General features: G+C 54.6%; 11 protein-coding genes. 3 read left to right on the forward strand and 8 right to left on the reverse strand.

Going from position 1 to position 12,890, the window contains the following annotated elements:
• Positions 1-154 precede the first annotated feature (154 nt).
• From leuS to ACYVHC_RS00620, 3 genes are all read right to left on the reverse strand, one after another.
• Positions 155-2,935 (reverse strand): leucine--tRNA ligase, encoded by a 2,781-nt coding sequence (gene leuS / locus ACYVHC_RS00610; protein WP_460611717.1) that lies wholly within the window; start codon positions 2,933-2,935, stop codon positions 155-157.
• A gap of 96 nt (positions 2,936-3,031) precedes the next feature.
• Positions 3,032-3,715, reverse strand: coding sequence for a spheroidene monooxygenase (locus tag ACYVHC_RS00615; RefSeq protein WP_460611718.1), 684 nt, complete (start codon positions 3,713-3,715; stop codon positions 3,032-3,034).
• Between the two features lie 97 nt (positions 3,716-3,812).
• Positions 3,813-4,322 (reverse strand): pyridoxamine 5'-phosphate oxidase family protein, encoded by a 510-nt coding sequence (locus ACYVHC_RS00620; protein ID WP_460611719.1) that lies wholly within the window; start codon positions 4,320-4,322, stop codon positions 3,813-3,815.
• 96 nt (positions 4,323-4,418) lie between these two features.
• Between ACYVHC_RS00620 and ACYVHC_RS00625 the strand changes: the two genes are divergently transcribed.
• On the forward strand, positions 4,419-5,027 hold the full coding sequence (locus ACYVHC_RS00625; protein WP_460611720.1) for an acyl carrier protein phosphodiesterase: 609 nt from the start codon (positions 4,419-4,421) through the stop codon (positions 5,025-5,027).
• Positions 5,028-5,127: 100 nt separating this feature from the next.
• Here the strand turns inward: ACYVHC_RS00625 and ACYVHC_RS00630 are convergent, their stop codons facing one another.
• On the reverse strand, positions 5,128-5,760 hold the full coding sequence (locus ACYVHC_RS00630; protein ID WP_460611721.1) for a hypothetical protein: 633 nt from the start codon (positions 5,758-5,760) through the stop codon (positions 5,128-5,130).
• A gap of 280 nt (positions 5,761-6,040) precedes the next feature.
• The gene (locus ACYVHC_RS00635; RefSeq protein ID WP_460611722.1) at positions 6,041-6,556 is read right to left on the reverse strand and encodes an FKBP-type peptidyl-prolyl cis-trans isomerase; all 516 of its coding nucleotides are present in this window, start codon (positions 6,554-6,556) and stop codon (positions 6,041-6,043) included.
• A 233-nt stretch (positions 6,557-6,789) separates the two neighbouring features.
• Here ACYVHC_RS00635 and ACYVHC_RS00640 point away from each other — a divergent pair, with 233 nt between their 5' ends.
• Positions 6,790-7,926: an SMP-30/gluconolactonase/LRE family protein gene (locus ACYVHC_RS00640; protein ID WP_460611723.1), complete on the forward strand. Its 1,137-nt coding sequence runs from the start codon at positions 6,790-6,792 to the stop codon at positions 7,924-7,926.
• Between the two features lie 475 nt (positions 7,927-8,401).
• Here the strand turns inward: ACYVHC_RS00640 and ACYVHC_RS00645 are convergent, their stop codons facing one another.
• Both ACYVHC_RS00645 and ACYVHC_RS00650 read right to left on the reverse strand, forming a co-directional pair.
• Positions 8,402-9,322 (reverse strand): isoaspartyl peptidase/L-asparaginase family protein, encoded by a 921-nt coding sequence (locus ACYVHC_RS00645; protein ID WP_460611724.1) that lies wholly within the window; start codon positions 9,320-9,322, stop codon positions 8,402-8,404.
• Between the two features lie 179 nt (positions 9,323-9,501).
• Complete coding sequence (locus tag ACYVHC_RS00650; protein ID WP_460611725.1) at positions 9,502-11,484, reverse strand: DEAD/DEAH box helicase; 1,983 nt, start codon at positions 11,482-11,484, stop codon at positions 9,502-9,504.
• A gap of 109 nt (positions 11,485-11,593) precedes the next feature.
• Here ACYVHC_RS00650 and ACYVHC_RS00655 point away from each other — a divergent pair, with 109 nt between their 5' ends.
• On the forward strand, positions 11,594-11,953 hold the full coding sequence (locus ACYVHC_RS00655) for a hypothetical protein (RefSeq protein ID WP_460611726.1): 360 nt from the start codon (positions 11,594-11,596) through the stop codon (positions 11,951-11,953).
• 12 nt (positions 11,954-11,965) lie between these two features.
• On the opposite strand, the gene ACYVHC_RS00660 is transcribed toward ACYVHC_RS00655, so the two are convergent.
• Positions 11,966-12,508, reverse strand: a complete 543-nt coding sequence (locus tag ACYVHC_RS00660; RefSeq protein WP_460611727.1) for a hypothetical protein — start codon at positions 12,506-12,508, stop codon at positions 11,966-11,968.
• Positions 12,509-12,890 lie beyond the last annotated feature (382 nt).

Genomic DNA, 12,890 nt, shown 5'->3' on the forward strand with positions numbered 1-12,890 from the left:
TAGAACGATACTAGCACTAGTAGATGTTCGACGATTGATCAACCACTCCAACCGCCTCCTTTCCAAGGAGGGAACTAGCCTGAGTTCTAAAACAGGAAAAGGCCCGCCGGAATCATCCCGCGGGCCTTTTCTATGCACGTGTGGCCTAGGCCACTTACACTACCACGTTAACCATGCGGCCGGGTACCACGATGATCTTCTTGGCTTCTTTGCCTTCGGCGTAACGGGCCAGAATATCCGTAGCACGTACGGCGGCTTCAATTTCAGCCGCTGTGGCAGTAGCAGGGAATTGCAGTTGCTCGCGCACCTTGCCGTTGATGGCTACCGGATAGTTCACCGTATCTTCTACCAGATATTCTTCCTTGAACTCAGGGTAGGCTGCTGAGCTGATGCTACCGGCCTCGTGGCCTAGCTTCTGCCACAGCTCCTCTGCCAGGTGCGGCGCGTACGGCGACACCAGCACCACCAGCGGCTCTAGAATAGCGCGGTTGTGCGTATTGAGGGCCGTTAGCTCGTTTACCGTAATCATCAGGGCACTGACGGTGGTATTAAACGAGAACTTCTCGATGTCCTCTTCCACCTTCCGGATGGCTTTATGCAGGGCCTTCAGCTCGGAGGGTTTTGGACCCTCGTCAGTTACGGCGAAGTCGCCATCCTGGGGGTGGTAGAGGCGCCAGAGCTTCTTGAGGAAGCCCGCCACACCGCTCATGCCGTTAGTGTTCCAAGGCTTGAACTGCTCCAGCGGCCCCAAGAACATCTCGTATAAGCGTAGTGCATCTGCCCCAAACTTCTCAATGAGTGTGTCCGGGTTCACTACATTGTAGAGCGATTTCGACATCTTCTCCACCAGCGTACCGCAAACGTAGGTGCCGTCATCCTCTAAAATGAACTCTGCCGTGTTATATTCTTCACGCCACTGTTTAAACGCATCCACATTGAGTACGTCGTTTTCAACGAAGTTGACATCAACGTGTAATTCTGTCGTTTTATGCTCCTCTTTTTTGCCTGCGCTTACAAAAGTATTGGTGCCTTGGATACGGTATACTAGATTCGAGCGACCCAAGATCATGCCTTGGTTGATGAGCTTTTGAAAGGGCTCATTGGCGGTTACTAGGCCTAGGTCTTTGAGAAAGAGGTGCCAGAAGCGGGAGTAGAGAAGGTGGCCCGTAGCGTGCTCTGCACCACCGAGGTATAAGTCTACATTCTGCCAGTATTGCTCGGCTTCCTGACCCACGAAACGCTCTTGGTTCTGAGGGTCCATGTAGCGCAGGTAGTACCACGAGGAGCCGGCCCAACCGGGCATGGTGCTCAGCTCGTAGTCGTACTGACCTTTGTACTTCCAGTCTTTGGCACGGCCCAGGGGCGGCTCGCCGGTTTCAGTGGGCTTGTACTCATCAATTTCCGGGAGCACTAGTGGGAGGTCGGCTTCGGCCACGCCGTAGGCTACCCCATCTTTGTAGTAAATCGGAAGCGGCTCACCCCAATAGCGCTGGCGGCCAAAGATGGCGTCGCGTATGCGGAAATTGGTTTTGCCCTTACCGATGCCGCGCGTCTCTAACTCCTGAATCAGGCGTTGGGTGGCTTCTTTGTAGCCCAGGCCATTGATCAGCTCTGAGTTGATGTAGCGGCCTTCTTTGGTCGGGTCAGCCTGCTCATCGATCTGCTGAGCATCCGTCACCTGCACAATAGGTAGGTTGAAGTGCTTGGCAAAGACGTAGTCGCGCTGGTCGCCGGAGGGTACGGCCATTACGGCGCCGGTGCCGTAGCCCGCCAGCACGTAGTCAGCAATCCAAATCTGGATAGGCTCGCCGCTGAACGGGTTGATACCAAAGCTACCGGTAAAAGCACCCGAAACCGTTTTGGTATCGGCCATCCGGTCGCGCTCCGAGCGGCGCTTGGTGGCGTCAATGTACTCTTGAATGGTTTCCTGCTGCTCCGGCGTAGTTAGTTCTTTAACCAACTCGTGCTCAGGTGCTAGCACCAAGAACGTAGCACCGTAAATGGTGTCGACGCGGGTAGTATAGACCTTGATCTGCGCGCTTTCATGGCCCTGCACCGAGAAGGTTACTTCGGCCCCGATGGACTTGCCAATCCAGTTGCGCTGCATTTCTTTCACGGCCTCAGGCCAGTCAATGGTGTCGAGGCCTTGGAGGAGGCGGTCGGCGTAGGCGGTGATGCGCAGGTTCCACTGCGGCATCAACCGACGTTCCACGGGGAACCCACCGCGCTCAGAAAGGCCGTCTTTCACCTCGTCGTTCGAGAGCACCGTGCCGAGGCCAGCGCACCAGTTTACGTAGGTGTCTGACTGATAAGCCAGTCGGTAGGGGTGTACTGCCAATAAGCGCTGCTTCTCGCTCATCATCTGCCACTGGCCGGCCGTGAACTCATGGCGCTCTTCCTCGTCGCCGGCGGCGCGTACGCCTTGGCTACCATTCTCGGCAAACTTATCGAGGAGGGTTTTCAGGGGCTCAGCGCGGTCAGTATCGAGGTTATACCAGCTATTGAACAGCTTCAGGAAAATCCACTGCGTCCACTTATAGTAGCTGGGGTCGGAGGTGCGCACTTCACGGCTCCAATCGTAGCTAAAGCCCAGGGAGCTAAGCTGTTCGATGTAACGGGCAATGTTTTCGCGCGTGGTTTTCTCGGGGTGCTGGCCGGTCTGGATGGCATACTGCTCGGCGGGAAGGCCGAACGAGTCGAAACCCATGGGGTGCAGCACGTTGAAGCCCTGCAGGCGCTTGTAGCGCGTTACAATATCGGAGGCAATGTAGCCGAGGGGGTGACCTACGTGCAAGCCAGCGCCGCTGGGGTACGGGAACATGTCCAGCACGTAGTATTTGGGCTTCTCGGAGGCGTTATCAGCCTTGAAGGTATTGTGCTCTTTCCAGTGGGCTTGCCACTTTTTCTCGATATCCTGGGGATGGTAGCCGGGCATGGGCAGTCGGGGTACAGTTGTTCGGAACGGGCGAAATTACAGAAAAACAGGGGTGAGGCCGGGGTTTTTCTGTAGGGCTGTTGAACAGCATTGGTACTAGAGTGCCTTACCGTCCCAGGTTCCTAGGCTGCTTAGTACCCGAAACCGGGCAAATAGCTCCTCCCCGTACCACTTCTCCTGACGGGTAAGCTTAATAACCTCCTTGTGTTTCTCACTGCGGTAGGCATAATCCTGCATGGCCTGCGCCGAGTCCCAGAGGCTGACCGTAGCCTGCCGAATTACGGGCAGTTCACCTAACCCAATAGCGGCCCGTACCCCCGGAGCCTGTGCTACCGTGGCGCTGGTAGGGGCCACGTAGCGCCAGAAACGCGGCGTTTTCTGCCACCGGATAGAGGCGCGGGTAAGCACGAGCATTGGCCCGTCGGCTTTACTGTCCTCGCAGGGGTAGTCGAAGGGGTTCACGCCATCCCACAGCCCATGCGACTTAACAGGGGCTAGCTCGGCCGTCCAGATTTCGGAGGTGCGCTGCTGGTATTGCTGCCACAAGGGATGCTGCGCAAAGAACTCAGCTGCGGCCCCTTCTGACTCCCACACCGCCATAAAGCCATAGCGCCGCAGGTTAGGCAGCGCCCCGAAACCACCCGCGCCGCTACCTAGCAATTTCTGAAACCGCAGGCCGGCTACCCGTTGCAAAGGCCGCTGGGCGGCGCCCATTTGTGCAAAGCCCCAACGCTTCTGATCGGGTAATAGGGTTAAGATGGAAAGGGTGGTGAGTGCCAAAGGAGCTAAGGAAGAGTGGGGTGCAAAGGTTATGCTTATATCCACAAAAAAGGGCCGGATGTTTTCCGGCCCTTTTTAATATTTCCTTTCCGGATGCTTAGCTAGGGTTCACCTTCGCATGCTCATCACCGGTGGGCTGGTACCGCTCGCCGGTTGCTACGGCCTTCACGTAGCCGAAAGCCCGCACCAGCACATTGCTCGGCTGGTCCCAGTACTCGCCACGGTCGATGTTGATTTTCAGCAGCGCAATGTTGGGGTCTTCCTGGCCTTTTGGGAACCAAGCGCGCAGGCCTTCCGACCACAGCTCCTTGATTTTGTTCTGGTCAGTGACAACCGTAGCAGTGCCCGAAATGGATACATACAGGTTGTCATCAGGCTTAGAGTACCCTAGGTTTACGTGCTGATCTTTGCGCACCTCGAAAATCTTGGCCGAATCTTTCTCGGTAAAAAACCACAGCGTGCCGTCCTGCTCAGGCTTTTGGGTATACATCGGGCGGCTATGCAGGCCACCTTCCGTATCGGCGGTGGTTAGCATGGCAATCTTAATATCCTTGATTCTATCAATCAGCTTAGTCACATCGTGACTTTCGGCAACATGCTCAGCCATTATCGTCGGGTTTTGGTGGTAGTAAGAATGGTTCAGAAAATACGGCTGGTCGGCCGGAAGGTTCAGCTCGGTGTTTTCGCAGTACCTTCCGGCGCTATGAATTTTCTTGCTCACTTGCTGCTTTCCGGCTCGCCTGCCACCACTCCTGACTACGAGGATATCGTGGTGGGTAACTTTGCCGCTGAGGCTGTGCGCGGCCGTGCCGGCCTGCTGACATACCCACCTGCCGTGCAGCGCGGTATCCGGCTGCACCGCTTTATCGACAGCTTTACCGACGCACACCCCCTTGTACGCCGCAGCACCGCCCGCCTGCGCGAAGCAGGGTTGGGCAAGTGGGCAGGGGTAGTAGCCGACGTGGCCTACGACCACCTGCTGGCCCGCGACTTTGCCCACTACCACGATAACCGCTCTGAACCGCTACCGGCCTTTGCCCAACGCCTATACGCCCTACTGCACGCTCGCCGCCACGAACTGCCCGAGCGCCTGCGGGAAATGCTGCACTACATGCGCCAAGGCGACTGGCTGACGGGGTATGCACAACCAACTGGGCTGGAGCGGGCCCTGCTAGGTCTGTCTCGGCGCGTACCTGCGGCGGCCATCCTGAGCACCGGCGCGGCAGCATTTCTGGCGGAGCTGCCAGCCTATGAGGCCGATTTCCGGGAGTTTTGGCCGGAGCTTCGAGCGGCGGTGAAGGCTAGTATATAGCAAACGTTTTTTGGGCTCGTGCTTAGAATGAACTGAGTTTTTGAAACAAGAAAGGCATGGAAAATTATCCCACGCCTTTCTTGTTTTGATAAAATATGCCCTACAAAAGCTCGATTGCTGTAATCTCGCGGAGTTTGAGGTATTGTTTTTTTTCGGGTTGGAAAATTTCAACCTCCTGCCAGCTGATCCGAACTGGGCGGCCTTGGAGTGTTGTCAGCTTAGGTAACAATTCATCTGCCCCCTGGAAGCGGCTTAGCCAAGCAAATTCAGCATTTTCTGATTTGCTAATGGCCAGTTGTAGCATGCCCAAGCCTGTGCCTTTTAGTGCACCTAGTTTGCCAGTTGATTTTCCGGTAGTAGATGCCGTAGATGCAGGGCCTTCAGAAACTAAAGAAGTCAGCGCCATAAATGCTGGGCAGTCCTGTAGTAGAATAGCACCTATTTCTACTCCTAAGTCATGCATAAGTTCTTTGTTGCTGAATGCGTCCTTGCCATAAAGGCGCTGAAAGGCTGTGACATCCTTGCCCAATGCAGGCGCAAAACTTTGTCCAATTAACTTGTTGTACTGCTCGCGGGTAAGCGAAGTAGGCTTCTCAGCCATGGTTTTTTCGAGAGAAACACAAACTGAACTGGCCAGTTTTGCTTTCAATTCTTCCTTGGTTTGTTGCGCATGACCGCGGCCCGCAAACAGAAGGGTTGCACACATAAAAGTGAGCGATGCACGAAGAAGCATAGTTCTGCTAAATCAAAAAATAGATAATGCCGCAAAGCTAGTTGTATTTACTCCGCTTATTAGGCTGTTATAGTCCCGTTTTATTGAAAGCAGAGGACTAATATATCAGACCGTATTTCCTGCTATGCTAGCGGATTCTTACAAGCTAAGACTTACTCCGAAGGCCAAACAAAGAATTATAAGAGTAAAAATATAATTAGTTATATGATTATAAATAGGAATAAAACACAAAAACGGGACCCTAAGGCCCCGTTTTTACTATTTGAGAGCTAGGTAAGACCTAGTGCTGATGGCCGCCTTCGCCGTGCACGTGGCCATGGTCGAGCTCCTCGCGGGTAGCGTCGCGCACGGCGGCCACTTTGCCATCGAAATGCATGACCATACCGGCTAGGGGGTGGTTGAAGTCCATCTTCACCGAGTCGGCTCCGATTTCAACTACTTTGCCCTGCATGTGGTGGCCTTGGTTGTCGGCCATGGGAAGGAAGTTGCCTTCCTGCAGCATTTCGCTGTCAATTTGCCCGTCAATTTCGAACACGTTCTTCGGAATGTCGACTACGGCTTGCTGGTCGTACTCGCCGTAGGCTTGCTCGGGCGTGAGCGAGAAGGTGAACGTGTCGCCGGCTTGCTTGCCATCGAGCTGACGCTCAAACTCTTCGGGCAAACCGCTCTGGCCGAACAGAAATACCATCGGCGCATCTTCCTCGGCCGATTCTACGAGGACTTTCTCTTGATTTTCGTCGGTTACGCTCAGGTCGTAGGTGATGGTAACGACTTTGTTTTCGCTGATTTGGGCCATACTTCGGGGTGGACGATGGCGTCCGGGGCTGGAAGTGGAGAATTGGGTTTCGTTAGGCTAGTTACGGAAATAGGTCGGATTTGTCGGTGTGGGTAGGGCAGAGAACCCTCTTCAGGCAGGTATACAGGGCTTTGTAAAATTTTGGCCTAAGCTAACTCAAGCATAGGCAACGCGTTAACCCTGCTGATATCCTTTGTATTGTACTGCCGGCTGCGGCTCTGTTTTGTTGTATTATGAAATCGTATCTGCCAACATTACTGCTGAGCGGCGCGCTGCTGGCCGACTGCCAGTCAAATTCATCTAACCCTGAGACTGCTGCATCTGACAGCCTGGCCACGGGTTCAGCGGTGCCTACTGCGGCGGATACCGTAGCGAAGATTGGCGCGCCCAAGTTGCTGCACACCCTGGACGAGGCGCACAACACGCCCGATGGCCTGGCGCTAGCCCCCAATGGGAGCATCATCCTGTCAGTCCCGAACCTGGCCGATAACACCTATCCGGCCGTGCTGATGGAAATGACCGATACCACGCTTAAGCCTTATCTGACCACCCTGCCCGTGGAACCCAGCACCCAGAAGGCCGCGCCCATGGATTTGGCATTCGGGCCCGATGGCAATCTGTATTATGCCGAAAACCAGTACGAAAACGACAAGAACTTTAAATCGCGGCTGATGCGCGTGCGGGTGCAAAACGGCGAGCCCGGGGAAGTAGAAACCGTGGTCGACCACTTTGCATTGGCCAACGCCGTGGTGTGGAAAGGCAATACCCTGTACGTCACGGATAGCCAGTGGGACCTTCCCGGTAACGACAAGGGTAGCGCTATTTTTCACTTCACCCTCGATGAGCTCAACAAAGGGCCCATTCATCTGAAACCCAAAACCAAGGACCCGCACGTACTGGCCTTGTTCACCACGACTGTCAATGAAACCGGCCTCGACAATGGTGCCGACGGGCTTGATTATGATAGCCAGGGGCGCCTGTACACCGGCTCCTTCGGCGACGGCAAGTTCTACCGCATTACCCTTAAGCCCGACGGCAGCTTGGCCAAACAGGAGACCCTAGCCCTCACCGGCAAGCAAATCCTCTGCATCGATGGCCTCATCATTGACCGCGCTACCGACAAAGCCTACCTCTGCAACTCGCGCCAGAATGCTATTGAGGTAGTAAATCTGAAGGATAACTCCGTTACCACCCTCGCCCAAAACGGCGACACCGACGGCCGTAAAGGCTTGCTCGATCAACCAGCCGAAGTCCTGCTCAAAGGCAACCGCCTCTATATTTCTGACTTCGATAAGCCGGAAAAAAACTTCGTCAACATCAAGTCCGATGCCCCGCACACTATGTCGGTTATTGACCTGAAACAGGGCTAGCAAAGCGATGAAGCTAGGCTGTATCTGAACAGTCGTGTTGATCCTCCAGACCGTCCTGCTGAGCACGTGGTGCATCAAACTAGGGGTGAAGTACCCTAAGTGCTGAGGTTGCCAAACTAACCGTCATGCGGAGCGGAGCCGAAGCATCTCTACATCTGGGTAACTAAGGGCTTAGAACAGCAACGAAGCGGTAGAGATGCTTCGACAAGCTTAACATGACCGTTCCTCATTTTTTAGGTACAACCTAGGTCAGCTTTTTTAATATGGCCCGTCATCCTGAGCGGAGTGAAGGACCTTATCACGTCAGAATAAGCAGGTGTAACTGCTCGTGCTTGTATAATAAGGCCCTGCGCTCCACCCAAAATGACGGGCTTTTTTACTGGCGACGAACGACAAAAGACTAGGGTGCCGGCAGTAGCAAAGTTGCTTTGGCTGAGTTGCCTAGGGCCCCACTTTGCCAGCCCGATGCACTGGCCTACATGTCTAGCTCCTCGCGCCAGACGGCTACAAACGGCTCCTGTTCCTCCACGCGGTAAGCGCAGCGCATTACGTTGGTATTACTCTCAATGGCTACGTTACCTTCCTGGTCAATAGCAATAAAGCCTTTGTCGCCTTTCAGGTCTTCTTCGCGGAGGCGTACGGCTTCTTGACAAGCTTGCTGTACGCCTAGGCCTTTGTATTTGACTAAGGCATACACCTCATGGGCCAGGGCGCCGCGCAGCAGCACTTCCCCGTCGCCGGTGCAGGATACGGCGCAGGCCTCGTTGGCAGCGTAAGAGCCACCGCCCAGTACGGGACTGTCGCCGACGCGGCCTTTGCGCTGGCCTTCAATGCCGCCCGTGCTGGTTGCTACGGCCAGGTTGCCATCTTGGTCGAGGGCTACGGCGCCTACGGTATCCTTCTGAGGCACTTTCGCTTGTTCATTCACTATCTCCAGCCATTCTTCGCGCGTTTTGTCGGTCTCGAAGTAATGCACGGCTTCCATCGTCAGGCCATGCTCTAGGGCAAATTCAATGGCCCCGTCGCCGGACAGATACACATATTCTGATTTCTCCATGACGGTGCGGGCCAAGCTAACGGGGTTCTTCACGTAGCGTACACCACTTACGGCTCCGGCTTGCAGGGTGCGTCCATCCATGATAGAGGCGTCCATCTGCACTTCGCCCTGCAGGTTGAGGCTGCTGCCCCGGCCCGAGTTGAAGTTCTCATTGTTTTCAAGGCTGTTGACGGTGGCTTCCACGGCATCTAAGGCGGTACCGCCCTGGTGCAGAATTTCCCACCCTACATTCAGCGCATTCTGGAGGCCTTCGCGCAGGGCAGCTTCCTTTTCCGGCGGAATATTGCTGGGGTCCATCGTAACAGCACCACCGTGAAGTACTAGGGCATATGTAGGCATGACTAGGGTAGTTTAGAGACGAAACATCTTGCCCTGTTACGCACAAAAAAAAGCCCCGTTCGTGGTGAAGGGGCTTTTCAGTGTTAGTACGCGGCCTACCAATAAATACGGATACTAAGGCCGGTAGCGGTGATTTTCAGGGGTTTAAGCAGGAGCAAGGGCTAGTAAACCAACGAGTACTATTGCAGCTCCCAGGCCGTGCGGTACGCCCCAATGCTTTCAACGTAATCAAGAAACGCCTTGTAGAAGGGGTGAGAGCCCAAGGTGCTGGAGTCGCCGACGAGGAGCAACTTGCGGCGGGCGCGGGTCATGCCCACATTCATACGGCGAATGTCTGAGAGAAAGCCAATGTCGCCTTGGGGGTTGCTGCGCGTAAGACTGATGGCAATAATGTCGCGCTCCTGGCCCTGAAACGAGTCGACGGTGCCGATGCTCAGCATGCGGTGTTCCAACAGCCCGGCTAGCTCATCATTCTCTTCCACCGCGTCCTTGAGGTAGTTGATTTGGGCGCGGTAGGGGGCAATGACGCCAATAGTGAGCAAATCCTCGGTGTGATCGGCCGCATCATAGGGCTCCAGCAGCTGGGCTAAGCGCTTCAGCAGCAGATCGGCTTCTTCGGGGTTGGCAATGGAGCGGCTTTCATCGAGGCCCAGTTCCTGAAAGCCAAAACCAGCCGTATCCAGAAACTCCACAGCCATATCGGGGGCAAAGCGCAGGTCGTAGTCGGGCAAATCGGCGTGGGCCACGGTAGGCGCGGCTTTCAGCTTGCCCTCGTAGAACTGCTCCGAGCTGAACTCCATAATCTGCTCGTGCATGCGGTACTGCACCTCCAGCATCCGGGCGGTTTCGGGCTGACGCTTGATGCACTTCTCGAACAGGGTTTCGCGCAAGCCGTCCTTAGCGGCTTTATCACTTTTCACGGTGGGCGGCAGCTGCTGATGGTCGCCGGCCAGCACCACGCGGTTGGCTTTGGTAATCGGAATCCAGCAGCCCGGCTCCAGGGCCTGGGCCGCCTCATCAATAAATACCGTTTCGTAGGTGAGGTGGCGAATGGCGCGGTTACCGGCGCCTACCAGCGTGCAGGTAATTACCTGTACCTGCTCCAACAGATCCTCCGTGATATAGCGCTCCAATTGGTCTGACTCCTGCAGCAACAGGTGTGCCTGCTCCTTGAGGTGGCGGCGCTGCTCGCGCTCTTCCCAACCAAAGTGGCGCTTAAACTTGCCAGCTTGCTCGCGGTACTGCTCTGCCGTTTGGCGCAAGCTGCGCAACTCAGCGTAGCTCTTGTGGTTCATGATCTGAGCGTCCAGCGTGTGCTGCAACAGCAAATCCGACACGCGCGAGGGGTTGCCCATCCGGATGACGTTTACGCCGCGCTCGGCCAGCTTTTCCGTGAGCAAGTCAACGGCCGTGTTGCTGGGCGCGCACACCAGCACCCGCCGCTCCCGCCGAATGGTTTCCAGAATAGCCTGCACCAGCGTAGTGGTTTTGCCGGTGCCGGGAGGGCCGTGAATAATGGCCACATCCTGCGCAGCCAGCACGTGGCGCACGGCTGCCAGCTGGCTTTCATTAAGCGGAGAGGGGTAGTACAGTTGCGCTTCGGCCTCAGGTTTGTACCGAGCCGGCTGGGCCCCGAGCAGCACGTCGCGCAGCTCGGCCAGGCGCGTACCGTAGGCGCCCATCACCTTGCCCAAGGCGTACTCCATCTCGCGGTAGCTTACCTCATCAAAGGTCAGGTCCACGCCCAGCTTGCCTTCGTCTACCCAATCAGGAAGGTCCTCTTTGGTGGTAGCCAGCAGAATTTTATTGCGCTTTACGCTGGTGATAACGCCCGAAAGCGTGGGCCGGTCGGAGGCCGAGCGGCCGGGGATATTACCGAAAAGAGCCGCGTTTTTGCCCACCTGAAACAGGTGGAGCCCATTGGCCCCAGAGGGGCGCTCCAACTCAATGACGAGCTTGCCGCCAAAGCCAATATCTTCCTTCGTGATTTTGACGGGATACCACGTCAGGCCACGCTTTTGACGCTCAGCAATGCTAGCCTGGGCGCTTTTGATTTTAAATTGTTCTAGGTCCTCCTGCTGCTCGAGCTTCATGAGGGCCTGTACCTTGCGCAGCTCTTTTTCCAGTGCGTAAGGGTCGGTATAGGTAGGTTGTTCAGCCAACAGATTGGAATTTGGGATTCGTTGATAACAACGAAAAGGGCAGATTGGTGGCCGAAGGTCGGAGAGAAATTTAACTTTGGCGGCTCATCCGCCATCTATACTGTACTTAGTGCCTGATCCTCCCAAATCCGTTGGTCTGTTTCGCAAGTTTGTATCTACGGCCCGTTCAATAACTACCGGGCAGGTAGCATTGCCTCTTGGAATTTCACGCCTAAATAAAAACGTATACTGGCTCAAATGGCACAAAATCAAGCCTTTAACCGACGAAGAGTTAAAAATAGTAGAGGCCTATTATGCTCAGATTATGAATTACCCTTTAGATGAAAAGCAGCAACATATTTGGGCACCAGCTGCCTTACAGAGAAAACAGGCAGAACTGAAAGAGTTGACGGATTTATACCGTCCGCACCTCATGCCTATTCTTACTCGCATCGTGACGGAAGCGGCTTTGAGCACTACCAGCACCTAGTAGAATGCTAGATTAATCATAGCTCACAACCCTCCTGTAGTGCTGCTTGATTCGACCATCTGGCCCGAACACGAATAGGTAACATACTGATTGGTCGAAGGTGGAAAGAATAGCACGCAGGCCGGGGCCACCTTCCTGGTTGTCGCTCACTTCTGCCAGCAGCATATTGTTGTGTAGCGGTGAAAACAGAACAACCATGTCGCCTTTTTTGCTGCCATAAGCTGTGGTAAGCTTGGCGACTGCGCGGGAATAGTAGGGTGTATGATACGTTGAGCGGTCCAGCGTCCCTAGCGAGTCGAGTAAACGGGCCATATCGGTTGCGCCTGCATAGCCCCATTGTTTCCCGAGGTCTTCCAGAAAAGTAGACTGATTCTGGTGAACTATACTATCAAAAACAGCTACGCGGCCGTTGTTGCCGCGCATCTTGAGGAACTCAGGATCGGCCTTGATGAATTGGAAAGCTTTTCGGTATAAACTTTCTGGCCTAGGCAATGGCGACTGACAAACGGCAAAGAGTGGAGCTAGAGCCAGAGCAAAAGCAAAAAATAACCTCATAGAAAACACACTTAAGTAGCAGTCCGCAAATCTTCCGCCGTTCAGATTACGGCTGTGGACGAGTTCTATCTGGATCAGATGGTGAGCTAGAAAATATAGTTTTCCACCAAGCAACTAGGGCCAAGGGAAACCCTAATAGGCACAGCGGAAACCAGCTCCATTGTTCTAATCCCTCAGGAGACAGCAACATCCAACAGATCCAGATAAAGAACAACTCGTGAAGTAATATGACAGACCATATAGCTGCTGCCTCTAGGCGGTCAGAAATTTTTAGATCTGACATGCGCTTTTGTAAATAGAGCACTAGGCCGGTAAATAGAATAAGAGCTAACCCTAGTAGGGAGAAAAGCACTGCCCATCCAACACCCATAAAAAATACATT

The organism is Hymenobacter seoulensis (genome assembly GCF_054780535.1).